Source organism: Mesorhizobium sp. B2-4-12 (assembly GCF_006441575.1).
GTDB lineage: Bacteria > Pseudomonadota > Alphaproteobacteria > Rhizobiales > Rhizobiaceae > Mesorhizobium.
Window position 1 is genome coordinate 1 of record NZ_VFVC01000011.1, and the last position, 24,698, is coordinate 24,698.

Here is a 24,698-nt window from a genome sequence, read left to right on the forward strand (position 1 = left end):
CGCGCCTCGGAAGGCGAACATTTTCGACCGCTCACACCCCTCGATCGACGTCACGGCATGGATCCTAGGGTCTGCGCCGCGTCGCTTCGCTCCTTGCTCCGCCCTAGGATGACGAAATCGCCATGGACGGCTCGCGTCACGCAGGCGGCTTCGCGCCTGCTCCGCCCTAGGATGACGAAGGCGCTCTTGGCCGCTCGCTTGCCATGACCCTCAATCATCATAGCTGTGCCCTGCCCTCAAGCCGTCGCGCACCCGCGCCGCGATTGCCAAAAACTCCGGGCTCTCGCGGATGTCGAGTGGGCGCTTCCTCGGCAGCGTCGATTCGATGATGTCGCTGACGCGGCCCGGGCGCGGCGACATGACGACGATGCGCGTCGACAGATACACGGCCTCCGGAATGGAGTGGGTGACGAAGCAGATGGTCTTGTTCGTCCGCCCCCACAATTGCAGCAACTGCTCGTTGAGATGGTCGCGAACGATCTCGTCCAGCGCGCCGAACGGTTCGTCCATCAACAGCACGTCGGCGTCAAAGGCCAGCGCACGGGCGATCGAGGCGCGCTGCTGCATGCCGCCGGAAAGCTGCCAGGGATATTTCTTCTCGAAGCCCGAAAGGTTGACGAGATCGAGCGTGCGCTTGATCCGTTCCACCTGCTCCGCCCTGGACAGCCCCATGATCTCCAGCGGCAGCGCGACATTGCGCTCGATGGTGCGCCACGGAAACAGTGCGGCGGCCTGGAAGACATACCCGTAGGCGCGCTTCTCGCGCGCCTGTTCTGCCGTCATGCCGTTGACCGATATCGTCCCGGACGTCGGCTTCTCCAGGTCGGCAATGACGCGCAGCAGGGTGGTCTTGCCGCAACCCGACGGGCCGATGAAAGAGACGAACTCACCCTTGCCGATGGTGAGATCGACATTGGACAGCGCCTGCACCGGCCCGTCATTGGTCTGGAAAGTGAGGCCAAGTTTGCTTGCCGCGACGACGGCTGGCGAAATCCCTGTCATCGGTGGGTGCCTGCCTTGTCCCGTCCCTGCGGCGGGATTCCGATTGCTTTTATCGCGATGTTGTTTTCCACTCGCCCAGTCCCATTGAATTTGTCCCACTCGATTGACGCCCGGAGTTTTCCCGATGTCGCCCAAACCGATATGCCATCTTATCCGCCCTGAAAGCACTTATGAAGGCAAGCAGGGATTGACCTATTTCGCCGGCATTGCCGCGGAATCGGTCGGCTCCTCCGGCATCTGCATGCACGTCCTCACCATGCCGCCCGGCGCGCGCGCCAAGGCGCATCTGCACGAGAACCATGAAACCGCGATCTACGTGCTCTCCGGCGAGGTCCACACCTGGTATGGCGACCGGCTCGAGCATCACATCGTCGTCAAGGCCGGCGATCTCTTCTACATCCCGGCCGGTGTGCCGCATCTGCCGGCCAATCTGAGCAACGCTCCCTCTTCGGCCGTCATTGCCCGCACCGACCCCAACGAACAGGAAAGCGTGGTCCTGCTGCCGGAGCTGGATGCGCTGGTTGCGTGACACCGGGACAAGGCGTGGAGGCCGCGCAATCGCTTCAGGCCGGTGCTGCCCCTCATCCGCCTGCCGGCACCTTCTCCCCGTATAGGGACGGGGAGAAGGGATCTCAGCGCAGCCTCGGCGATCTCTCTGGAAATTGGCGAAATCCTTGGCGACGGCGTCCTTCTCCCCGTCCCTATACGGGGAGAAGTGCCCGGCAGGGCGATGAGGGGCGGCGCCGATTTCGGCGATCATCGGCACCGGGAGACTTCGCCCATCACATTGCCGTCCTCGTCGACGACAACGAGCCGCCTGGCCACCTCCTGGCCGTTCCTGTTGATACAGCCATATTTGTCGCCATAGGGTTTGGACAGGTCGATGCCGGCCGCTGAAGCGTGGCCGCCAGCCAGGACGAGAACGCCGGTAAGACGAAGCTTCGCGTGCCTCACCTCAAACCCCGGTCGCCGGAATGCCTGTGCGTTCGACCTTGCGCGGCGCTGTGATCTCTTTCCATGTCGACAGTGCGCGGTTGACCGCGGCGTTCGGCTCGCGGCCGACGAATTGGCCGTGGCCGGGCCGGGCCTTGACCTCCGCCTCCTCGATCGACAGTTCGCCGCGCGAGAAGACGAAGCGCGGCAACCCTGTGACCTCGACGCCTTCGAACACGTTGTAGTCGATGACCGACTGCTGCTTCTTCGAAGAAATCGTCTTCTTGCGCTTCGGATCCCAGACGATGATGTCGGCATCGGCGCCTTCGACGATGGCGCCCTTCTTCGGATACATGTTGAGGATCTTGGCGATGTTGGTCGAGGTCACGGCGACGAACTCGTTCATTGTCAGCCGCCCGGTGTTGACGCCCTTGGTCCATAGCACCGGCATGCGATCCTCGAGCCCGCCGGTGCCGTTGGGGATCTTGGTGAAATCGCCGACTCCAAAGCGCTTCTGCTTGGTGGTGAAGGCGCAATGGTCGGTCGCCACCACCTGCAGCGAGCCCGCCTGCAGGCCGGCCCACAGCGAATCCTGGTGCAGCTTGTTGCGGAACGGCGGGCTCATTACGCGGCGCGCCGCATGGTCCCAATCCTTGTCGAAATACTCGCTCTCATCCAGCGTCAGATGCTGGATCAGCGGCTCGCCGAACACACGCATGCCCTTCTGGCGGGCGCGGCGGATCGCCTCGTGGCTCTGCTCGCAGGAGACGTGCACGACATAGAGCGGCACGCCCGCCATGTCGGCGATCATGATTGCGCGATTTGTGGCTTCGCCCTCTACTTCCGGCGGACGCGAATAGGCGTGACCTTCCGGGCCGTTATTGCCGGCGGCGAGCAGCTTCTGCGACAGGGCCGCAACCACATCGCCATTCTCGGCATGCACCAGCGGCAGCGCGCCAAGGTCGGCGCAGCGCTGGAACGAGGCATACATCTCGTCATCGTCGACCATCAGCGCGCCCTTGTAGGCCATGAAGTGCTTGAACGAAGTGATGCCCTTGTCGACGACGTCAGCCATCTCGTCGAACACCTGCTTGCCCCACCAGGTGATCGCCATGTGGAAGGAGTAATCGCAGGAGGCCTTGGAGGTCTTGTTGTCCCACATCTGCAAGGCTTCGAGCAGCGACTGCTGCGGCGCCGGCAGGCAGAAATCGACCACCATCGTGGTGCCGCCGGCGAGGGCCGCACGCGTGCCTGATTCGAAATCATCGGCCGAATAGGTGCCCATGAACGGCATTTCCAGATGGGTGTGCGGATCGATGCCGCCGGGCATCACATAGCAGCCGGTGGCGTCGAACTCATGGTCGCCATGCAGTTCCGAGCCGATGGCAACGATCTTGCCATGCTGCATCAGCACATCGGCCTTCCACGTGCGGTCAGCGGTGACGATGGTGCCGTTTCGGATGACTTTGGTCATTTTTGTTCCCTTGTTTCTCTTCGCGCTTCTTAATGAGCTGCGTTTGAAAGGTAATCTCTAAGCTCACTCCACGATGACCGCCGTTTCCACCACCGCGTGGAACAGCACGTCGGCGCCGGCGGCGGCCCATTCCTTGGTGATTTCCTCGGCCTCGTTGTGGCTGAGCCCGTCGACGCAAGGGCACATCACCATGGCGGTGGGCGCGACGCGGTTGATCCAGCAGGCGTCGTGGCCGGCGCCGGAGACGATGTTGCGGTGCGTGTAGCCGAGGCGCTCGGCGGCGTCGCGGATCGCCTTGACGCAGCCCTTGTCGAAGGTTACGGGATCGAAAGCGCCGACCTGCTCGATCTTGTATTGGATGTCGAGCGCGTCGCAGATCGTGTCGATGCCTTCGCGGATGCGACCGTCCATGGCGTCGAGCACTTCCTTCTCCGGCGAGCGGATGTCGATGGTGAAGACGGTGCGCCCGGCAATGATGTTGCGCGAGTTGGGGAAGACTTCCATGTGGCCGACAGCGCCGACGGCGTCGGGCTGGTAGTCCATGGCGATCTCGTGCACCAGTTCGATGACCCGCGCCATGCCGAGCCCGGCATTGCGGCGCTTGGGCATCGGCGTCGAGCCGGTATGCGCTTCCTTGCCGGTCAGCGTCACCTGCAGCCATTTCAGGCCCTGGCCGTGGGTGACGACGCCGATGTCGATGCCTTCGTCCTCGAGGATCGGGCCCTGTTCGATATGCAGTTCGAAGAAGGCGTGAATCTTGCGGTCGCCGACCTTCTCGGTGCCCTTCCAGCCGATGCGCTCCAGTTCCTCGCCGAATTTTTTGCCGTTCTTGTCCGTGTGCTCGTAGACGTCGGCCTGTTCGAGCACGCCGGCGAACACGCCCGACGCCATCATCGCCGGTGCGAAGCGCGCGCCTTCCTCGTTGGTCCAGTTGGTGACGACGATCGGATGCTTGGTCTTGATGCCGAGGTCGTTGAGCGAGCGCACGACCTCGAGCCCACCGAGAACGCCGAGCACGCCGTCATACTTGCCGCCGGTCGGCTGCGTGTCGAGATGGCTGCCGACATAGACGGGCGGCAGGCTGGGATCGGTGCCTTCGCGGCGGGCGAACATGGTGCCCATTTCGTCAACACCCATTTCGAGCCCGGCTGCATCGCACCAGCGCTTGAACAGATGCCGGCCCTCGCCGTCCTCGTCGGTCACGGTCTGGCGATTGTTGCCGCCGGCAATGCCGGGGCCGATCTTCGCCATCTCCATGATCGAATCCCACAAACGGTCTGAATTGATTCGCAGATTCTCGCCGGGTGCGGCCATTCAAAACCCCATCGATTGCGCGGCGTCCCCCTCCCCTCGAGGGGAGGGTGGCCGCGAAGCGGTCGGGTGGGGTCGCCGCTCATGCGCTCGACCTTTTCCTTGACCACCTGCGCGACATGCCAAGCGCTGTTTATGACATCAGGCTCGTCGACGTGAAAGACGTCAAACCCGAGCGAATGCAGATAGGCGTCACGGACAGCATCGTGCCGTTTGCCCTTCTCGTACTCGTGAAGATCACCGTCGACTTCAACGATCAGCTTCACGGAAAGGCAGGCAAAGTGAACGATGTAAGGCCCAAACGGGCACTGACGCCGGAATTTGATGCCTGCCGATTTCAGCTCACGCAACTCATACCAAAGGAGAGATTCACCCGTGGTCGCGTGAACTCGAAGCGCGCGCGCCTTCTGGCGCATTTCGAAGCTCACGCGGGTACGGGGCATCAGTGGCCGCCTCGCTGCAAAAAATCAGGTCGGCGCACTGCCGCGCTGACCCCACCCGGCCGCTTCGCGGCCACCCTCCCCTCGAGGGGGAGGGATATCCGCGCCCAGTTCTTCAATCGATAGACCTCAGCACTTCACGCACATGGTCGATCAGTTCATTGATCTGGCCCTTGGTGATGATCAGCGGCGGCGACAGCGCGATGATGTCGCCGGTGGTGCGGATCAGCGCGCCGCGTTCGAACGCCTTGACGAAGGCCGAGAAGGCACGCTTGGTCGGCTGGCCGGCGATCGGCGCCAGTTCGACGGCGCCGATCAGGCCGATGTTCCTGATGTCGATGACATGCGGCTCGCCCTTCAGCGAATGCAGCGCGTCCTCCCAATAGGGAGCCAGTTCCTCGCCACGGGTCAGCAGGCCTTCTTCCTTGTAGGTGTCGAGCGTGCCGAGTGCGGCGGCGCAAGCAACCGGATTGCCCGAATAGGTGTAGCCGTGGAAGAACTCGATCATGTGCTCGGGGCCGGTCATGAAGGCGTCGTGGATTTCCTTCTTCACGAACACCGCGCCCATCGGGATGACGCCGTTGGAGACACCCTTGGCGGTGGTCATGATATCGGGCGTGACGCCGAAATAATCGGCGCCGAACGGCGCCCCGAGACGGCCGAAACCGGTGATGACCTCGTCGAAGATCAACAGGATGCCGTGCTTGGTACAAATTTCGCGAAGCTTCTGCAGATAGCCCTTGGGCGGCAGGATGACGCCGGTGGAACCAGCGACCGGCTCGACGATGACGGCGGCGATGGTCGAGGCGTCATGCAGGGTGACGATGCGCTCCAGCTCGTTGGCGAGTTCCGCGCCATATTCCGGCACGCCCTTGGAGAAGGCGTTCTTCTCGGGCAGGTGCGTATGCGGCATGTGGTCGACGCCGCCAAGCAACGTGCCGAACATCTTGCGATTGCTGACGATGCCGCCGACCGAGATGCCGCCGAAATTGACGCCATGATAACCGCGCTCGCGGCCGATCAGACGGGTGCGCGAGCCCTCGCCCTTCACGCGGTGATAGGCGATCGCCATCTTCAGCGCCGTCTCGACGGATTCCGAACCGGAATTGGTGAAGAACACATGGTCCATGCCCTTGGGCGCGATGTCGACCAGGCGGTTCGCCAGTTCGAACACGATCGGATGGCCCATCTGGAAGGCCGGCGCGTAGTCGAGCTCGGCGGCCTGGTGCTGGATCGCCTCGGTGATCTTCGGACGGCAGTGGCCGGCATTGACACACCAGAGGCCGGCGGTGCCGTCCAGCACCTTGCGGCCATCGCTGGTCGTGTAATGCATATCCTTGGCGGACACGAACATGCGTGGCGCCTGCTTGAACTGCCGGTTTGCCGTGAACGGCATCCAGAATGCGCTGAGATCGTTCGGCGTGACTTTCAGCCGGTTGGACATGACCAAGACTTCCCCTTGTAACCTGTTTCGGTGCGTCCAACGCTTGGTCTTTGCCGCGCTTTCATGCTACGCAAATTTTTGACCGATTGGACAAACGTTAGCACCGCCCTGTCGGCGGTCAAGGGATTACTAGCGGAAATGCGGCTCCTGAAGTGCGTTCCACAGGCTGGGGAAAAACTGGTCCAGAGAATTGGTCCAGATAGACGTCAACACGGGGGTCCGCAACGGTGAACACCGGCACGGAAGCCCCACGCCGCACCCGCATTCAGCAGGAAAAGCGCGAACTGATCCTGGAGGCGGCGCTCGAGGTGTTCTCCACCAACGGCTTCCGCGGCTCGACCATCGACCAGATCGCCGAAGCCGCCGGCATGTCGAAGCCCAACCTGCTCTATTATTTCCGCCGCAAGGAAGACATTCACGAGACTTTGATGCAGCGCCTGCTCGACACCTGGCTGGCGCCGCTCCGGGAACTCGACGACATCGGCGATCCCATGACCGAATTGCGCAGCTACATCAGGCGCAAGCTCGAAATGGCGCGCGATTTTCCCCGCGAAAGCCGGCTGTTCGCCAACGAGATCCTGCAGGGCGCGCCGCGCATCATGCCGCTCTTGGCCGGCGAGTTGAAGACATTGGTCGACGAGAAGGCCGCCGTCATCAAAGGCTGGATGCGTGCCGGCAAGATCGCCCGGACCGACCCTTGGCACCTGATCTTCTCGATCTGGGCGACCACGCAGCACTATGCCGATTTCGACGTTCAGGTCCGCGCCGTACTGGGGCCGAACCGCGGCGGCGACGGCCGCTTCGAGGACGCGGCGCGCTTCCTCGAGCAATTGTTCCTCGATGGGCTGAAGCCGAAGGGCTAGGGTCTCGGGAAAAGGGCTTAACGGATAGGGCCAACTTACCGGTGATTTGGTTGTTACCGACCGTAAGGATTGGCCGAGGCACCCATCATTTCGTCATCCACGGGCGGAGCAAGGAGCGAAGCGGACGCGGAGACCCGTGGTTCCTGTGTGTTTGTTCAGTGCTATGATCAAAGTGGGAAGGAGGCCGAGAGGATCCTGGTCGTCCTTTGACGGATAGGCTGCGTGACTGCGGCGGGATCAGTAGGAGATCAGGCCGGGCCAGAAGGCGAACAGCAGCAGCCCGGCGACGATTGCGTAGCCGACCGCGAGGTGGACCGCTTTCATGATGGGGCGGCCCATCTCCCGGCTCGCTTAGGGTGCAGAGGATCGTAGATGACGTCGACCGCGGCACCGATAGACCGTGTCCTGCCATTAACCGGCAGATAGGATTCGAAACGCCAGGTTCGTCCGGAGCGATCGGCGAATTCTATGATCGGGTTGTCCGAATATTCGCCAGACTTATCGATATCCACCACCTTGCCGGTGGCAAAGATGCCGCGCCGCTTGAGGACAAAACCGCCATAGGTCTGCACGCCGATGGCGCCAGGAAGAAGGCGCCGCACAGGAAGCACCAGATCTGTAAGTCGCTTGGACGCCAGCCAACGGCTTCCGCGATCACGCGGAACGGAAACAGCGCCTGATGGAAGACCTCCGAAATGCGTGCCCAGAATGCGGTCCAGCCTTGCTCCATGCCCGCTCCACTCGTGAACCCGCGATTTTCATACAGGATAATCGCGACGGAGCGATTAACACGGGGCGGCGTCGATTGCGCCGAGTTCCCCGGCCCGCTCGGAAGTACTGCCTATGAAGCGTCAGGCCCGCTCAGCGTGACACTGAAGCCGTTTATGTGCTGCCCGGTGTCAGGGCCTTGATAGTCCTCCGGAAATCGGCTGCATCGACCGCTTCCTTCAAACAGCTGGAGCGCCGACGCTTTTGCGGCGCTCCTGGGCAATCGGGCAATCAGGCCGCCTTGGCGGCCGGCATCGGATGAATGGCGTGGAACGGAATGCAAAGCCTGTTCCAGGTGTTGATCATGCCGAGCGCGACCGACAGCTTGACCAGTTCCTCTTCCGAGAAATACTCGAGCGTCCTGGCATAGAGTTCGTCCGAAACACCATTGTTGGCGATCAGCGTCACCGCCTCGGTCCAGGCCAAAGCCGCGCGTTCGCGCTCGGAAAACAGTGGCGATTCCTTCCAGGCCGAGACCAGATAGAGCCGCGGCTCGGTCTCGCCGTCACGGCGAGCCTCGCGGCTGTGCATCTCGACGCAGAACGAGCAGCCATTGATCTGCGAGGCCCTGAGCTTGATCAGGTGCAGCAGGCTCACCTCCAACCCGCATTCGTCGACCGCCTTGTTGAGCGCCATCACCGCCTTCATGACCTCCGGCGCCTTGGCGAAGAACTGTATCCTCGGTTTCATCGTGTTGTCCTTTCACATCGATTGGGTTTTAGATTTGCTTGATGGAACCGGATTTCTGCGGCCGCTGGTGGCGCTCAACGAAAGCGCAGCTCGCTGCAATCGACCGGGGATCGCCTTCCTCGGCGAAATTGGCCACGACGTCGGACAGCTTGGTCTCGGCAAGCGCGGCCCGATAGGCCCTCTCCGCCTTCAGCATCGCGGCGTTGATGCCGCAGGGTTTGACATAGGCCGAGGCATCCAGCTTGACCGGACCATTGCGGCGGATTTCGCCGCAGCGGAAAGCCGGCTCGCGCCCTTCGACCGCCAGCACGATATCAAGCAGGGTGATGCGTTCAGCCGGCCGCGCCAGCCGGTAGCCGCCGGTTGGCCCCGGCACCGATTCCAGGATGCCGGATGAAGTCAGCATGTTGAGATGCTTCAGGAGATAACTCGGTGAAAGGCCAAAGGATTCTGCCAGCGCGGCGCCTGGAATGGTGCTGTTGCCTTCGACGCTCGCCAGCGTAGCCGCGCAGTGAATGGCCGCTTCAACGCCCTCGCCAAGCTTCATGAAGCCGATCTCCTTTTCATGGATATATTTTATCATGGATATTTCTTATCTGCAATAAGCCGGTAGGTAGCGTCTCGGAGAAAGGACCTGTTTTCGAGCCCAGACGCCACTCCAATTCGGCGCTGGCGCTGCCCCTCACCTGCCTGCCGGCATCCTCTCCCCGTATAGAGACGGGGAGAGGGGTGCTGTCGTGAGAGCTTTCGCCAATCTCCGACTTTGAGGAAGAGGAGCCGGCGTCGCGGCCAGCCCTTTCTCCCCGTCTCTATACGGGGAGTTGAGAAGTGGTCCGCGCAGCGGACGAAAAGCCAATTGCTTGGCTTTTCGAACGACGAACGTCCGGCAGGACAATGAGGGGGCAGCGCCAACCCACAAATTGAAGCATTACGAAAATCGCCCCGTTCAAAACACGGGGGCGACTGAACTCAACCGACGTTACGACCAGCCGCTACTCCGCTGCCACCTTGGCCATCGGGTTGTTCGGGTGTGTGGTCCAGTTGGCGTAGACTGGCGACACCGGCTTGCCCGTCCGCTCATCCATCGCGCCTGCTGCCAGCGGCTCCATGGTGATGCAGTTGTCGACCGGGCAGACATTGACGCACAGATTGCAGCCGACGCATTCGGCCTCGATCACCTCGAAATGCCTGACGCCATTGACCATGCTGGTGATCGCCTGGTGCGAGGTATCCTCGCAGGCGATGTGGCAGCGGCCGCATTTGATGCAGGCATCCTGGTCGATATGCGCCTTGGCGACATAGTTGAGGTTGAGATACTGCCAGTCGGTGACGTTGGGCGTGGCGCGGCCGATGACATCGTCGAGCGTGCGGTGACCCTTCTCGTCTATCCAGTTTTCGAGACCGGCGATCATCTCCTGGACGATCTTGAAACCGTAGGTCATCGCCGCCGTGCAGACCTGCACATTGCCGGCGCCGAGCGCCATGAATTCGGCCGCATCGCGCCAGGTGGTGATGCCGCCGATGCCCGAGATCGGCAGGCCGCGTGTTTCGGGATCGCGCGCGATTTCGGCCACCATGTTCATGGCGATCGGCTTAACCGCCGGACCGCAATAGCCGCCATGCGAACCCTTGCCGTCGATGGTCGGCATCGGCGCGAAATTGTCGAGGTCGACACCGGTGATCGAATTGATGGTGTTGATCAGCGACACCGCGTCGGTGCCGCCGGCATGTGCTGCCCGCGCCGGCTTACGGATGTCGGTGATGTTGGGCGTCAGCTTGGTGATGACGGGCATGCGCGTGTACTGCTTGCACCAGCGCACCACCATTTCGATATATTCCGGCACCTGGCCGACGGCCGCGCCCATGCCGCGCTCCGACATGCCGTGCGGGCAACCGAAATTGAGCTCGATGCCGTCGGCGCCGGTCTCCTCGACCAGAGGCAGGATGGCCTTCCAGCTTTCCTCGAGGCAAGGCACCATGATCGAGGCGATCAATGCCCGGTCGGGCCAGTCCATCTTGACCTGCTTCATCTCGCGAAGATTGGTCTGCAAATCGCGGTCGGTGATCAGTTCGATATTGTTGAGGCCGAGCAGACGGCGGTCCGCACCCCAGATCGCGCCGTAGCGCGGGCCGTTGACGTTGACGACGGGCGGACCTTCCTCGCCCAGCGTCTTCCAGACGACACCGCCCCAGCCGGCCTTGAAGGCGCGGATGACATTATAGGCCTTGTCCGTCGGCGGCGCCGAGGCCAGCCAGAACGGATTGGGCGATTTGATGCCGATGAAAGTGTTGCGGATGTCTGCCATGCTCACGCCCTCCCGTTAAAGGTCAGTGCCCGGTGGATGGACTCCGCCGCATCGCGCCCTTGCGCCACCGCCGAGACGGTCAGGTCGTCACCACCAAAAATACAGTCGCCGCCGGCCCAGACCTTGGCGAGCGAGGTGCGCCCTTCCGCATCGACCTTGATGCGGCCGGCTTCGAGTTCGATCAATTCTCCGCTGCCGTTGAGGGCGGCCGGGACAAAGCTCTGGCCGATGGCCTTGAACACCTGGTCGGCGACGAGCGTCAGCGTCTCGCCGGTGCCGACGAGCCTGTCGCCCTTGAGCGCGGTGTATTCGAGTTCGATTGCCGACACCTTGCCGCCGTCAGCGACAACCCGCTTCGGCTGCAACCAGTGGCGGATGGTGACGCCGTTCGCGGCCGCCAGATCCTGTTCGAATTCGGAGGCGTTCATGTGCTCCTGGCCGCGCCGGTAGCAGATGGTCACCTCTTCCGCGCCAAGCAGCTTCGATTGCACGGCGGCGTCGATCGCTGTCATGCCGCCGCCGATGACGACAACGCGGCGACCAACCGGCAGGCCCGAGAGATCGCTAGCCTGCCGCAGTTCGGCGATGAACTCCACCGCATTGGTGACGCCGGAGGCATCCTCGCCATCGGCGCGCAGCGCGTTGACGCCGCCAAGCCCCATGCCGAGGAACACCGCGTCATAATTGCGGATCAGGTCGGAGAGCTGGTAATCGCGGCCCAGCGCCTTGCCGTTCTGGATGTCGATGCCGCCGATCGCGGTGACGTAGTCGACCTCGGCCTGGGCGAAATTGTCGACGCTCTTGTAGGCGGCGATGCCGTATTCGTTGAGGCCGCCGGCTTTCGGGCGCGCCTCCAGGATGGTCACGTCATGGCCATGGCGGGCGAGCCGGTGCGCGGCGGCTAGACCGGCTGGGCCGGCGCCGACCACGGCGACCGTCTTCCCCGTCGCCGCTGTGCGCGGATAAAACTGCTTGTTCTCGCTCATCGCGATATCGGTGGCATAGCGCTGCAGCCGGCCGATCTGCACCGGCTTGCCTTCCGCCACTTCGCGAACGCATACCTCCTCGCACAGCGTCTCGGTCGGGCAGACGCGGGCGCACATGCCGCCAAGAATGTTCTGGTCGAAGATGGTCTTGGCCGACCCGATCGGGTTGCCGGTCGAGATTTGGCGGATGAACAGCGGGATGTCGATCGAGGTCGGGCATGCATTCATGCACGGCGCGTCGTAGCAGAAATAGCAGCGGTCGGATTCGACCAGCGCCTCGTGGTGATCGAGCGGCGGATGCAGGTCGGAAAAGTTGTCGGCATACTGCTCGGCCGCAAGCCGTCCGCCGGCAATGCCTTCCTTGAACTGGCCTTCTGGCATTTTCAGTTCCCCATGTTTTCGTTTTGGGAAAGGCTAGCACGTTTTATTTTTTTATCAATTGGTCAATTTTCTGGGTAAGTCGCTGAAAAACTTCGATAATAACATGACTTCTTTACTCATGTTATCGGCTGAAATCGGGCGATCCGTAGCATCGCGGACGAAACACCTTACTCAACGGCCTATCTTTGCGCAAAGTTGTCGGATTTCCGTCTCGAAGATCGTCCTATGATGGATCGAAACATGATCGACGACAAAGGTGAGGAGACCGACAATGCCGAAATCCCCAATGCCCTTCTTCTGGTACGAGCTGATGACCACGGACCTCGACGCCGCCGAGGCATTCTACACCAAGGTTATCGGCTGGACGGCGCAGCCCTTTGACAAAGCTCCCGGCATGCCGCGCTACATCGTCATGAATGTCGGCGAGCGAGGCGTCGGCGGCCTGATGACGATACCCGAGGACGCGGCCAAGATGGGCATGCCGCCCGCCTGGCTGGGTTATATCCATACCAGGGACGTCGATGCCGCCACGGCATCGCTGCAGAAAGCCGGCGGTACCGTTCATCGCCAGCCCGACGACATTCCAGGCGTCGGCCGCTTCGCCGTCGTCGCCGATCCGCAAGGCGCGACCTTCATGTTCCTGCAGCCGAACGGCCCGGACCAACCCGTCCTGCCGGCCGCGACGCCCGGTCATATCGGCTGGCACGAGCTCTACACGTCGGATTGGAAGGCCGCATTCGATTTCTATTCCGGCCAGTTCGGCTGGGCCAATGCCGGGGATTTCGACATGGGGCCGATGGGCATCTATCAGACCTTCACGGCCGGCCCCGAATCCGGCGGCGGCATCATGAACAAGCCGGAGCAGATCCCGGTGCCGGTCTGGCAGTTCTATTTCAACGTGACAGCCATCGACGCGGCGGCCAAACGCGTGACCGACAATGGCGGCAAGGTCCTGATGGGGCCGATGGAGGTCCCCGGCGGCAGCTGGATCGTGCAGTGCCAGGATCCGCAAGGCGCCCATTTCGCGCTGATGGCGCCGGGACGTTAAGGGAACTGCGACGGCTCGCACGACAGGCGGCCATTCATGACGTCGCCGACGAACGGCGATCCCGGCTGGCGCCCGTTATTCCGGCGCCAGCACGGCGACCTTGAGATCAGCTTTCTTCGCACCGCTGAACTGGAGGGTGGCCTGGCCGGCAGCAAGCTTGAAGCGCACGCTCTTGCGGATACCCGGGCAAGTCTTGACGCCGCTGTAATCGGCCGATCTCACGGCCTTGCCATCCTGGATGACATCGATCCAGGCCTCGCCCGACAGGCTTATCTGGATGCTCCCTTCGGGCGGCACGGCCACACTCGCAACGGCGCCAAACGTGCCCGGCGCTGGCGCATGCTCGGGCCGCATCGCGAAGCCGGCCTTCTCGACCGGCACCAGTGCGAGATCCGCTGCCGCACCGACCGCCAGCGTTGCCCCCGACGGCGTTGCTGGCGCCGCGGGAAACAGCGCCTGTTCGCGCGTCACCGGCCATTTGAAGGCCTCACACCCCGCGTCCTCGGCCATGACGGCGGTCGTCGCCGCCAGCATGGCTGCAAAACCAAGAACGAGTGACTTCATGGCGGGACTCCATAGGACCAAATGGCGGATCGGGAGAGATTTGCGCCAACTATAGCGCCACGATGCAAGATGACCAGTGCAACCAATCGGTTCGCTTCGCCTTCTTTCGCTGCCCAATGATGCCCTCCTCACCGACAATTGATACCGGTGCGAACGTTGTGAATGGTCCGGCTTTCGGGGATGCTTTATGGCCGGGCCGGGAGGGACAAAACGGAGTTCTAGATGAAGCTTTTCGAAGGTCTTGCCAGATACCAGCCGCAGGCGCTCGGCGTGCTGCGCATCATGACCGCGCTGCAGTTCATCGAACATGGCAGCCAGAAGCTGTTCAACTTCCCGGCAAGCGCCCAAGCCCACGCCCTCACCGGGCTGACCACGACTGCCGGCATCCTTGAATTCGCCGGCGGCATCCTGCTCGCGCTTGGCCTGTTCACCCGTCCGGTTGCGTTCCTCCTGGCCGGCGAAATGGCAATCGCCTATTTCTCGGCGCACATGCCGCGCGACTTCTTCCCGGTCAACAACAGCGGCGACGCGGCGGTCTCGTTCTGCTTCATCTTCCTTTATCTCGTCTTTGCCGGCGCCGGAGCCTTCGCGCTCGACAACCAACGCAACGCATGATGCTCCCGTGCGGGGGTGAACCTCACCCCCGCATCCGTTCGAAATTCGCATCGAACAGTGGCGTGGCCTGGATGCGCGCCGCATGCCGCTTGCCCAGCAACTCGATTTCGAAGCCGTCGCTCTCGTCGGCGATCTCCTTCGGCACATAGCCTACCGCGACGGATTTTTTGGAATGATGCGCGTAGCCGCCCGACGTCACCCAGCCGCGCACCGCGCCGCCGAACCAGATCGGCTCGTCGCCGATGACATCGGCATCGTCGGCCTCGACGATGAAAGTGCGCAGGCGCAGCTTGCCGCCCTGCTTGCGCTCGGCGAGTGCCGCCGCCTTGCCAATGAAATCGGCCTCCTTCCCATAGGCAACGAAGCGGTCGAGCCCGGCCTCCAGCGGCCCGTAGATCGGCCTGTATTCGCGTCCCCACGAGCCGTAGTTCTTCTCCAGCCGCAGTGCGTTGAGCGCACGCGAGCCGAACAGGCCGATGCCGAATTCCGCGCCGGCCGCCATCAGCGCCTGGAACGCCGCACGCTGATATTCCGGCGCCACCCAGATCTCGTAGCCGAGATCGCCGGTGTAGCTGACCCGGCCAACCAGGCACGGCGCCATGCCGATATCCATTTTCGCCACCGCCATGAACGGAAACGCCGCGTTCGAGACATCGGCGCGGCTGACCTTGGTCAGCACCTGCCGCGCCTTCGGCCCGGCGATCGCAAGGCCGGTGAGTTTCGTTCCCAGCGCTTCGATGCGCACCGAACCGTCCTTCGGCAGATGCGCCTCGAACCAGCGCAAGTGGTATTCCTCGGCGATGCCGGAGCCGGCGAGGAACCAGCCATCGGCTCCGAGATTGGCCAGCGTGAAATCGCCGATCAGTCTGCCGTCGTCCTTCAGCATCGGCGCCAGCGTCATGCGGCCGGGCTTCGACAGTTTGCAGGCAAGCATCCGGTCGAGCCAGGCCGCCGCCCCCTCGCCCGTCACCTTGTATTTGGCGAAGCTCGAAATTTCCGACAGGCCGACATCATTGCGCACCGTTGCGGCTTCGCTGGCGACATGGGCGAAATCGCTCGAACGGCGCCATGAGAACTCGTCCTTGATGCCCTCGGGGGCATACCAGAGCGGCACTTCCAGCCCGTAGGCAACGCCCCATTGCGCGCCCCTGGCCGACAACAGGTCGTAGACCGGAGTTGTCTTCAGCGGCCGCCCGGCCGGCAATTCCTCATTGGGGAAGCGGATCGAGAAGCGCCTGGAATAGTTCTCGCGCACCTTGGCGTTGGTGTAGGCCATCGTCGCCCAGTCGCCGTAGCGCGCCACGTCCATCGCCCAGATATCGGCGCCGGGATCGCCCTCGATCATCCAGTTCGACAGCGCCAGGCCAACGCCACCGCCCTGGCTGAAGCCCGCCATCACACCGCAGGCGACCCAAAAGCCCGGCAGGCCGCGCACCGGCCCGACCAGCGGGTTGCCGTCGGGCGCGAAAGTGAAGGGCCCGTTGATGATCTGCTTGATGCCCGTGTTCTGGAAGGCCGGGAAATGCCGGAAGCCGACCTCCAGCGACGGTGCGATGCGGTCGATGTCCGGCGCCAGCAATTCATGGCCGAAATTCCACGGCGTCTGGTATTCGGACCATGGCTTGTTGGCCTTCTCATAGGTCCCCATCAGCATGCCGCCGCGCTCCTGGCGCAGATACAGCTCACCGTCGAAATCGACCGCGTGGATGATCTCGGTGCCTGTCTTGGCGTTCCAGTCGGCAACCTCCGGCATGTCCTCGGTGATCAGGTACATGTGCTCCATGGCCAGAACCGGCAGTTCGAGCCCGACCATCCGGCCGACTTCGCGTGCCCACAGACCGCCGGCATTGACGACATGCTCGGCCACCACCTCGCCCCTGTTGGTGATGACGCGCCACATCCCGTCGGGCCGCCGCACGATGTCCTCGACCTTGGTGAAGCGCTCGACCTCGGCGCCGAGCTTGCGCGCGGCCTTGGCATAGGCGTGCGTCACGCCCGAAGGGTCGAGATGGCCGTCCTCCTTGTTACGGACCGCTCCGACGAACTGCTTGGGGTCGAGCAGCGGCATCAATTCGGCCGCCTCTTTCGCCGAGATTTCCTCGAGGTCGATGCCGAGATAACGGCCCTTGGCGACGACACCGCGCAGCCAGTCCAGCCGCGCCTCGGTCGCGGCGAGCAGCACGCCGCCTGTCAGATGCACCCCGGTCGCCTGGCCGGAGAGTTCCTCGATCTCCTTGTAGAGGTTGATGGTGTATTTCTGCAGCTTGGCGACGTTGGGGTCGCCATTGATCGTGTGCATGCCGCCCGCCGCGTGCCAGGTCGAGCCGGAGGTCAGTTCGTCGCGTTCCAGAAGCACGACGTCGGTCCAGCCGTGGCGGGCGAGATGGAACAGCACGGAACACCCGACGACACCGCCGCCAATGACCACGACCTTTGCATGCGATTTCATGGATTTTTTCTCGTTAGTTCAGTGAGTTGGATGGATGAGCGGATTCGGGATGGGAGGGATCTATTTGGGATTCCAAAAGGTTGGCGCTGCCCCTCATCCGCCTGCCGGCACCTTCTCCCCGTATAGGGACGGGGAGAAGGGAGAAGCTGCGACATTAGCGCCCCCCTCTCCCCGTTCTTCACGGGGAGAGGGTAAGGGTGAGGGGCAGCGCCGACCTTTGAAAACCATCACGGCTCACCCTGCCCGATAGCCTCGCGCCGCTTCGCCACATACGCCTCCAGCGCCTCGCGCACGGCGATATCCATCGCCGGCTCGACATAATCCTCTAGCGCCTTCTTCCACAGCCGCGTCGCGCGCGCGGTCGCGTCAAGCCCGCCGGCCTCCTGCCAGGCCTCGTAGTTCTGCCAGTTGGACAGCATCGGCTGGTAAAAGGCGGTGGCATAGCGCTCCAGCGTATGCGGCTCGCCGAAGAAATGGCCGCCGGTCGGCACTGCCCCCAGCGCCTCGACGGCAAGCTCGGCCTCGTCGACCACGATCGGGCGCAGGAACTCCATCATGTGCTGGATCATCTCGACATCGATGATGAACTTTTCGAAGGACGCCGTCAGCCCGCCCTCCTGCCAGCCTGCTGCATGGTAGACGAGATTGCCGTGGCCGAGCACCGCGCCCCACAGCGCCATCAGCGTTTCGTAAGCGCCTTGCGCATCGGCGGCGTTGGAGGCCGAGCCCGGCGTGGTACGGTACGGCAGGCCATAGCGCCGCGCCAATTGTCCCGACGCAATATTGGCCTTGGTGTTCTCAGGCGTGCCGAATGCCGGCGCGCCGGACTTCATGTCGACATTGGAGGTGAAGGCGCCGTACATCACCGGCGCGCCCGGCCGTACCAATTGCGTCAGCATGACGCCGAACAGCGCCTCGGCATTCTGCTGCGCCAGCGCGCCGGCCAGCGTCACCGGGCTCATCGCCCCCATCAGCGTGAATGGCGTCACCGCCACAGACTGGCCGTACTCGGCCATCGTCATCAGCCCCTCGGCCATCATCTCGTCGAAGCGGCGCGGCGAGTTGACCGAGATGATGGTGGCGATGCCCGGATCGTCACGCATCTGGTCCAGCGTCAGCCCGCGCGCGATCGCCATCATCTCGATGCCGTCCAGCGCCCTGCCCCGACCGATCGCCGAGACATGAAAGCTCTTGTCGGTCAGCGTCAGATTGGTGAAGTAGGTATCGAGATGGCGTGAATTGGCCGGCAGCTCGACCGGCGCGCAGACCTGGTTGCCGAGCATGTGGACGCAGTTGAAATGCTGCGCCAGCCGGGTGAGGTCGGCATAGTCGCGCAGATTGCCCGCGCGCCGGCCACGCTCCATGTCGTGCACATTGGGCGGCCCGGCAACAAGCGTGAAATTGATGGTGTTGCCGCCCAGGTGGACGGCGTTGGCCGGATTGCGCGGCGTTAGGCGATAGCTGGACCGCGTCGTCTTCAGCGCCTCGTCGACCATGCCGCGATCGATGCGGACATTGGCCGTTGCGTGGTCGACCTTGGCGCCGGCCTTCTCGAACAGCGACAGCGCCCGCGGGCTCATCACCTCGATGCCGAAATTCTCCAGGACGTGCATCGACGCCTGGTGGATTGCCTCGATCTGGTCGGCGGACAGCATCGCCATCGGCGGATAGGGATTTGTCACCCGCCGGGGCGGCAGTTGCGGGATGGGCGCTGGCCCCCTGTTGCTGGTGCGCTCGGCGCCGCGCTTGCGTCTTGGTTCGTTCATGCCCGACATCAAAGCCGTGGCCGACCGGCCGGTCTGTCAGGAATACGCCATTTGCAGACGCGATTTTAGCGACGGCGGCATTTCCATGACGCCACTTTATAAAGAGCGGCAACCCACGTCGAAATAACGATATCGCATTTTCTGAAGCGCCCGCGCTGGCGATGCGTTAATGGCGGCAGCAAGATTCCCTTTATGATTTCGGCCTATTGCTCATCCAATGCGTAGGTCGAGTTTTAGTAAAATTGTAGCGATTGGCGTGTTGCTGGCACTTTCGGCCTGCGCGACCGCGCCCAGCCACATCAACAATGTCTGCGCCGTATTCGACCAGAATGACGGCTGGTTCGACAATTGGCAGTCGGCCGCCGAGCGCACCTCGCAGAAATACGACGTGCCGGTCCCTGTGCTGATGGCGACGGTGCGCAAGGAATCCGGCTTCAAGAGCAACGCAAGGCCGCCGCGCACCAAGCTGCTCGGCTTCATTCCATGGAAGCACGTCTCGTCAGCCACCGGCTTCTCGCAGGCGCTGGACGGCACCTGGTCGCAATATCAGAACGAAACCGGCAATTGGGCGGCGCGGCGGACCAAATTCGCCGATGCCGTCGACTTCGTCGGCTGGTACCACTCCAAAACAGCCGATAGCTACGGCGTCGCCCGCAACGACACCTACAACCTTTACCTCGCCTACTATCTCGGCTGGACCGCCTACGGTCGCGGCAACCGTGGCGACGCCGGGGTGCAGAGCTACGCCCGGGCCACCGACAAGATGGCCCGCGACTATGCCGAACAGCTGAGGCAGTGCGGCAGCTGACGCGCTGCCAGGAGCAATTCCAGCAAAAGTGCGCGGCGGTTTTCCCGTCCGCAATTACAAACTCTAAAGCGGGTCAACGATTCCACCAAACGCTGAACCGCTCGAGCCTAATGCCGCCTTGTCGTATCGTCAGGCTTTGAAACCCCGGTTTCCGAAACCTCGTCGCGGACTTCGTGGCGACGGGCTCGGATGACAGCCTCGTTTTCCTCGACGGCCCCTCCGATTTGGTCAGCCTCCAAACTTCCCGTCTTGCCATGCGGCCGGCTGGGCTGGGTACCGGCAAAGCCGGGGCCGGCGCCATGCGGCGCGTCGTCCGGCACACCCTCCTGGGCGGCATGGTCCTTGTCGAACTTGATCACCGGCTCCATCGTCGAAAGCACGTCGTCGGAGAGCCAGCACAGGCTCATATGGCCATCGCCGAGGTTCTTGACCGGCGGCACCTTGGTCTCGCACAAATTGTCCGGCACCAGCTTCTTGTAGCCGCAGCGTGTCTGGAACGGACAGCCGGATGGCGGATTCATCGCCGACGGGATGTCGCCTTCGAGCACGATGTGCTTCTTGATCACGCTGGTGTCCGCGATCGGGATCGCCGACAGCAGCGCCTCGGTATAGGGGTGGTAAGGCGGCGCGAAGATCTGATCGGTCGTGCCCTGCTCGACTATGTAGCCGAGATACATGACGACGACGCGGTCGGCGATGTAGCGCACGACGGACAGGTCGTGGCTGATGAACAGCATCGTCGTCTTGTTCTTGCGCTGGATGTCCATCAGCAGCTCGGTCACGGCCGCCTGCACCGACACGTCGAGCGCCGACACAGGCTCGTCCGCGACCACCACCTTGGCGTCGCCGGCAAAGGCGCGCGCCACGCCGATGCGCTGCTTCTGCCCGCCCGAAAGCTGGCGCGGCTTGCGCGTCTCGAAGGCGCGCGGCAGCTTCACCAGGTCGAGCAGTTCCAGCATGCGCTTGCGCCGGTCGGCGACCGTCTTGCCGACCTTGAATTTCTCCAGCGTCCGGATGATCTGCGCCCCCACCGAATGACTGGGATTCAGCGTGTCGAACGGATTCTGGAACACCATCTGGATCGACGACACGGTGTCGACGCTGCGGTTCTCGATGCCGGTCGACTGGATTTCCTTGTTGGCGAGCGTGACGATGCCGGAGCTCGCCGTTTCGAGCCCGAGCAGCACCTTGGCCAGCGTCGATTTTCCGCAGCCGGATTCGCCGACAATGGCGACCGTTTCGGATTCACGCGCCGTGAACGAGATCGTCTCGTTGGCCTTGACGACGCGGCCTTCGCTCGAGCCGAACACCTCGCTGCCGCCAACCTTGTAGTATTTCCTGAGATCCTCGATCTTGAGCACCGGGGCGCCGGGCACGACCTTTTCGTTGACCTTCTTGGCACCGGGCGGCAGCGCCTCCCAGTCGATCTCGTTGAAGCGCACGCAGCGCGAGAAATGGCCTTCATGTCCCGCGACCTCGACCATCGGGATTTCGGCGGCATTGCAGACGCCCTCGACGAAATGGTGGCAGCGCGGGCCGAAATTGCAGCCCTTCGGCCGCTCATGCGGCAGCGGCAACTGGCCGGGGATCGAGATCAGCGGCCGCGAGTTCTTGTCCGCGCCTGGCAGCGGGATCGAGCGGAACAGCCCCTGCGTGTAGGGATGGCGCATCCGGTCGAACACGTCCTTGATCTTGCCGGTCTCGACCGCCTCGCCCGAATACATCACCGTGATGCGGTCGCAGGTCTCGAGGATGAGGCCGAGATTGTGCGATACGAAGATCATCGAGGTGCCGAACTTCTCGCCTAGCCCCTTGACCAGTTCGACGATGCCCGCCTCCACCGTCACGTCGAGCGCCGTGGTCGGCTCGTCGAGGAGGAGCAGCGCCGGCTTCGACAGCAGCGCCATGGCGATGACGATGCGTTGCTGCTGGCCGCCTGACAGCTGGTGCGGATAGGAGCGCATCATGCGCTCAGGGTCGGGAAGTTTGACCGAGCGCACCATTTCGAGTGCGCGCTTATGGGCCTCTTCCTTCGACACCTTGTCGTGGATCAACGGCACTTCCATCAGTTGCTGGCCGATCTTCATCGCCGGATTGAGGCTGGCCATCGGCTCCTGGTAGATCATGGCGATCTTGTTGCCGCGGATCGAACGCAGTTCGTCCTCGGAGAGCTCGCCCATGTCCTTGCCCTGGAACTTGATCTTGCCGCCGACGATCTTCCCGATGTTGGAAAGGTCGCGCATGATGCCGAGCGACACGGTCGACTTGCCGCAGCCGGATTCGCCCACGATGCCCATCGCCTCGCCGGGCATGACCGTGCAGGAAAAGTCCATCACGGCCGGGATCTCGCCCTTGCGGGTGAAGAAGGAGATCGACAGGTTTTCGATCTCGATGATCGGCTCATTGGTCGGCCCATTGGTCGGCTTGGCCGGATTTCGAACTGCCTCGTTCATGGGTCGCTCCAATCCTTGTTCTTAGCCAAGCGGGATCCGGGACCCCGCCTTCAATCCTTCATCGATTGCTCGCGCAGCGAGTCCGCGAGCAGGTTCAGCCCCAGCACGAACGACATCAGCGCGATCGTCGGCGGCAGCGCCGGGTGGATGAAGGAGCGCAGCAGCCGGCTGGCATCCTTGATCGCCGTGCCCCAGTCCGGGCTCTCGGGCGCGAGACCCAGGCCGAAATAGCCCAGAGTGCCGAGCAGGATGGTAGTGTAGCCGATGCGCAGGCAGGCGTCGACGATCAGCGGTCCGCGCGCATTGGGCAGGATCTCCCAAAGCATGATGTACCAGGGCGATTCACCGCGCGTCTGCGCCGCCGCCACATAGTCGCGCGTCTTGATGTCCATGGTCAGGCCGCGCACGATGCGGAACACGCCGGGACTGGAGGCGAACACCACCGCCACGAAGATGTTGAGCTGGTTGGGATCGATATGGACGATCTTCAGCGGATCCCTGTCGAAGACAAGGCCGATATAAATCCAGCCGCCGACGATGAGTGTCAGCCCGAGCAGGATGTAGATCCGGTCCGGCCGGTTCTTGAAGCGGGTCCAGAACAGCACGCAGAAGAAGATGATCGGGAACAGGAAGAAGACGCCGGCCAAAGCATACGGGATCGGCGTATCCATGATGCCCGGCGTCACCAGCAGGTAGAACAGCAGGATCACCGGGAAGGCTAGCACGAGGTTGGCCAGGAACGACAGGATCGAATCGATCTTGCCGCCGTAATAGCCGGCCGGCAGGCCGAGCGTGATGCCGACCATGAGCGCGAAACCGGTCGCCGCGGGCGCGATGATCAGCACGATCTGGCTGCCATAGACCATGCGCGAAAAGACGTCGCGCGCCAGCTTGTCGCCGCCGAACAGATAGACGAGCCCCGATTGTGGTTCGATGGCGCCGGGCAGCGTGTCCTTCATGATCGGGATCTGGCCGAGCGGATCGAAAGGCGAGATGGTCGAGGCGAAGATCGCGGTGAACAGCCAGAACAGGCAGATAAAGACGCCCGCTATGCCGACGCCGCTGTCGAACAGCTGGCCGTAGAGCGCCAGCTTCTTCTTGTAGAGGAAGCTGGCGCCCATGACGATGGCGAGCGCGACCCACACCGGCCAGAAGCGCCAGAGCACTTCGAGGATGATGGCGGAGCCGCTGATGTATTGGGCTTGCATGCGCCTTCTCCCTACTGAACCCGGATGCGCGGATTAAGGAACGCGTAGCCGACGTCGGAAATGAGCTGCGTGATCAGGACGATGAACACCGAGACCAGCGAGCAGCCGAGCAGAAGATCGATGTCGTTGTTGCCGGCCGCCTCGACCAGCGTGTAGCCGAAGCCCTGGTAGCGGAACATCACCTCGACGATGACGACGCCGGTGAGCAGCCAGGGGAACTGCAGCATGATGACGGTGAAGGGCGCGATGAGTGCGTTGCGCAGCGCGTGCTTGACCACCACGCCGCGGAAGGAAAGGCCCTTCAAGCGCGCGGTGCGGATATATTGCTGCGTCATGACCTCGACCATCGAGGCGCGCGTCATGCGGGCGATGTAGCCGATGCCATAGATGGCGAGCGTGATCACCGGGAGCGTGAAGTTATAGAAGGTGATGCCCTGGCTCGCTGACGCCGCCGACCCGTTCAGCCAGCCGAGCCAGGAGGCAAAGATGACGGTGAAGATGACGCCAGACACATATTCAGGCGTCGCCGTCGAGGCGATCGAGGCGACCGACAGCACGCGATCGGTGCGTGACCCCTCCCGCATGCCGGCAAGGATGCCGACCAGCAGCGAGACCGGCACCATCACCCCCAGCACGCACAGCATCAGAATGCCGGTGGCGCCGAGCGCCGGGAACAGCTTGGCCGCCACTGTGGTCTTGAACTTGGTCGAGCAACCGAAATCGCCCTCGATCACGCCGGAGAATGTCGGCACGGCCGGATCGTTGCAGAAGGAGAAACGCTGCGTGGTCTTTCCGGTCGCCGAATCAGTGATCGGCTGCTTGGGCACGACGCCCAGCCACTGGCCGTAGCGCACGAAGAAGTTCTGGCGGTAGCCATGATTGACCAGCCAGCTTTCGAGCTGCTCGGCCGAGGTGTGCATTTCCGTCTGGCTGATCGCCAGCTTCTTCAGATTGGGTTCGAGATTGACGAGGAAGAAGACGACCAGCGTCAGGCACAGCATCGTGAGCAGAATCGTGCCGATGCGCCTGATGATGAATGAGAACATTGTGCCCCCCTGCCGGCCGGGTTGGGGTCAGATCTGGTCAACCCTGTGTCGAAAACCCTGTGACGTGGCGCCGCCGCTGCATCCAATGCAACGGCGACGGTCCTGCGAATACGAGGGCTCAAATGCCCTCGTATTCCTCAAGC

Annotated in this window: 22 protein-coding genes; 5 read left to right on the forward strand and 17 right to left on the reverse strand. The window is 62.9% G+C overall.

Annotated elements, in window-relative coordinates:
* Positions 1 to 210: 210 nt before the first annotated feature.
* Positions 211 to 1,002, reverse strand: coding sequence for an ABC transporter ATP-binding protein (locus FJ934_RS09115; RefSeq protein ID WP_140608922.1), 792 nt, complete (start codon positions 1,000 to 1,002; stop codon positions 211 to 213).
* Between the two features lie 124 nt (positions 1,003 to 1,126).
* Here FJ934_RS09115 and FJ934_RS09120 point away from each other — a divergent pair, with 124 nt between their 5' ends.
* Positions 1,127 to 1,531, forward strand: coding sequence for a cupin domain-containing protein (locus tag FJ934_RS09120; RefSeq protein ID WP_140608924.1), 405 nt, complete (start codon positions 1,127 to 1,129; stop codon positions 1,529 to 1,531).
* A gap of 227 nt (positions 1,532 to 1,758) precedes the next feature.
* On the opposite strand, the gene FJ934_RS09130 is transcribed toward FJ934_RS09120, so the two are convergent.
* The 5 genes from FJ934_RS09130 to FJ934_RS09150 all read right to left on the reverse strand — a co-directional run bounded on the left by FJ934_RS09130 (position 1,759) and on the right by FJ934_RS09150 (position 6,604).
* A complete protein-coding gene (locus FJ934_RS09130) occupies positions 1,759 to 1,956 on the reverse strand; it encodes a hypothetical protein (RefSeq protein WP_140608926.1) in 198 nt (65 codons plus the stop codon).
* A gap of 1 nt (position 1,957) precedes the next feature.
* A complete protein-coding gene (gene hydA, locus FJ934_RS09135; protein WP_140608928.1) occupies positions 1,958 to 3,409 on the reverse strand; it encodes a dihydropyrimidinase in 1,452 nt (483 codons plus the stop codon).
* Between the two features lie 63 nt (positions 3,410 to 3,472).
* Positions 3,473 to 4,723 carry a Zn-dependent hydrolase gene (locus FJ934_RS09140; protein ID WP_140608930.1) on the reverse strand — a complete coding sequence of 417 codons (1,251 nt, stop codon included), beginning with the start codon at positions 4,721 to 4,723 and terminating at the stop codon, positions 3,473 to 3,475.
* Complete coding sequence (locus FJ934_RS09145) at positions 4,609 to 5,163, reverse strand: endonuclease domain-containing protein (protein WP_348642482.1); 555 nt, start codon at positions 5,161 to 5,163, stop codon at positions 4,609 to 4,611. The genes FJ934_RS09140 and FJ934_RS09145 overlap by 115 nt, the downstream gene beginning before the upstream one ends.
* 112 nt (positions 5,164 to 5,275) lie before the next feature.
* Positions 5,276 to 6,604, reverse strand: coding sequence for an aspartate aminotransferase family protein (locus FJ934_RS09150; RefSeq protein WP_140608932.1), 1,329 nt, complete (start codon positions 6,602 to 6,604; stop codon positions 5,276 to 5,278).
* Positions 6,605 to 6,831: 227 nt separating this feature from the next.
* Here FJ934_RS09150 and FJ934_RS09155 point away from each other — a divergent pair, with 227 nt between their 5' ends.
* The gene (locus FJ934_RS09155) at positions 6,832 to 7,467 is read left to right on the forward strand and encodes a TetR family transcriptional regulator C-terminal domain-containing protein (protein WP_027051045.1); all 636 of its coding nucleotides are present in this window, start codon (positions 6,832 to 6,834) and stop codon (positions 7,465 to 7,467) included.
* Positions 7,468 to 7,787: 320 nt separating this feature from the next.
* Here the strand turns inward: FJ934_RS09155 and FJ934_RS09160 are convergent, their stop codons facing one another.
* The 5 genes from FJ934_RS09160 to FJ934_RS09180 form a co-directional block, all read right to left on the reverse strand.
* Positions 7,788 to 8,069: a DUF3592 domain-containing protein gene (locus tag FJ934_RS09160; RefSeq protein WP_140608934.1), complete on the reverse strand. Its 282-nt coding sequence runs from the start codon at positions 8,067 to 8,069 to the stop codon at positions 7,788 to 7,790.
* A gap of 397 nt (positions 8,070 to 8,466) precedes the next feature.
* Complete coding sequence (locus FJ934_RS09165; RefSeq protein WP_140608936.1) at positions 8,467 to 8,925, reverse strand: carboxymuconolactone decarboxylase family protein; 459 nt, start codon at positions 8,923 to 8,925, stop codon at positions 8,467 to 8,469.
* A 28-nt stretch (positions 8,926 to 8,953) separates the two neighbouring features.
* Positions 8,954 to 9,472 carry an Rrf2 family transcriptional regulator gene (locus tag FJ934_RS09170; RefSeq protein WP_140609128.1) on the reverse strand — a complete coding sequence of 173 codons (519 nt, stop codon included), beginning with the start codon at positions 9,470 to 9,472 and terminating at the stop codon, positions 8,954 to 8,956.
* A 445-nt stretch (positions 9,473 to 9,917) separates the two neighbouring features.
* Positions 9,918 to 11,231: an NAD-dependent dihydropyrimidine dehydrogenase subunit PreA gene (preA, locus tag FJ934_RS09175; protein WP_140608938.1), complete on the reverse strand. Its 1,314-nt coding sequence runs from the start codon at positions 11,229 to 11,231 to the stop codon at positions 9,918 to 9,920.
* Between the two features lie 2 nt (positions 11,232 to 11,233).
* Entirely contained in the window at positions 11,234 to 12,598 is a 1,365-nt protein-coding gene (locus FJ934_RS09180; RefSeq protein ID WP_140608940.1) for an NAD(P)-dependent oxidoreductase, read from the reverse strand.
* 271 nt (positions 12,599 to 12,869) lie between these two features.
* Between FJ934_RS09180 and FJ934_RS09185 the strand changes: the two genes are divergently transcribed.
* Positions 12,870 to 13,646, forward strand: a complete 777-nt coding sequence (locus FJ934_RS09185) for a VOC family protein (RefSeq protein WP_140608942.1) — start codon at positions 12,870 to 12,872, stop codon at positions 13,644 to 13,646.
* Between the two features lie 75 nt (positions 13,647 to 13,721).
* On the opposite strand, the gene FJ934_RS09190 is transcribed toward FJ934_RS09185, so the two are convergent.
* Positions 13,722 to 14,210: a hypothetical protein gene (locus tag FJ934_RS09190; protein WP_140608944.1), complete on the reverse strand. Its 489-nt coding sequence runs from the start codon at positions 14,208 to 14,210 to the stop codon at positions 13,722 to 13,724.
* Between the two features lie 222 nt (positions 14,211 to 14,432).
* On the opposite strand from FJ934_RS09190, the gene FJ934_RS09195 reads away from it, so the two are divergent.
* Positions 14,433 to 14,825, forward strand: a complete 393-nt coding sequence (locus tag FJ934_RS09195) for a DoxX family protein (RefSeq protein WP_140608947.1) — start codon at positions 14,433 to 14,435, stop codon at positions 14,823 to 14,825.
* Positions 14,826 to 14,847: 22 nt separating this feature from the next.
* Here FJ934_RS09195 and FJ934_RS09200 read toward each other — a convergent pair whose 3' ends face one another.
* Together FJ934_RS09200 and FJ934_RS09210 are read right to left on the reverse strand one after the other, a co-directional pair.
* A complete protein-coding gene (locus tag FJ934_RS09200) occupies positions 14,848 to 17,274 on the reverse strand; it encodes an FAD-dependent oxidoreductase (protein WP_140608949.1) in 2,427 nt (808 codons plus the stop codon).
* Between the two features lie 227 nt (positions 17,275 to 17,501).
* Entirely contained in the window at positions 17,502 to 19,040 is a 1,539-nt protein-coding gene (locus FJ934_RS09210; RefSeq protein ID WP_140608953.1) for a trimethylamine methyltransferase family protein, read from the reverse strand.
* A 217-nt stretch (positions 19,041 to 19,257) separates the two neighbouring features.
* Between FJ934_RS09210 and FJ934_RS09215 the strand changes: the two genes are divergently transcribed.
* Complete coding sequence (locus FJ934_RS09215) at positions 19,258 to 19,848, forward strand: transglycosylase SLT domain-containing protein (RefSeq protein WP_140608955.1); 591 nt, start codon at positions 19,258 to 19,260, stop codon at positions 19,846 to 19,848.
* A gap of 107 nt (positions 19,849 to 19,955) precedes the next feature.
* Here the strand turns inward: FJ934_RS09215 and FJ934_RS09220 are convergent, their stop codons facing one another.
* Genes FJ934_RS09220 through FJ934_RS09230 form a run of 3 tightly spaced genes read right to left on the reverse strand, consistent with a single transcriptional unit; the run spans position 19,956 to position 24,555 of the window.
* The gene (locus FJ934_RS09220) at positions 19,956 to 22,301 is read right to left on the reverse strand and encodes an ABC transporter ATP-binding protein (RefSeq protein ID WP_140608957.1); all 2,346 of its coding nucleotides are present in this window, start codon (positions 22,299 to 22,301) and stop codon (positions 19,956 to 19,958) included.
* 50 nt (positions 22,302 to 22,351) lie between these two features.
* The gene (locus tag FJ934_RS09225) at positions 22,352 to 23,509 is read right to left on the reverse strand and encodes an ABC transporter permease (protein ID WP_140608959.1); all 1,158 of its coding nucleotides are present in this window, start codon (positions 23,507 to 23,509) and stop codon (positions 22,352 to 22,354) included.
* Positions 23,510 to 23,520: 11 nt separating this feature from the next.
* Complete coding sequence (locus FJ934_RS09230; RefSeq protein WP_140608961.1) at positions 23,521 to 24,555, reverse strand: ABC transporter permease; 1,035 nt, start codon at positions 24,553 to 24,555, stop codon at positions 23,521 to 23,523.
* Positions 24,556 to 24,698 lie beyond the last annotated feature (143 nt).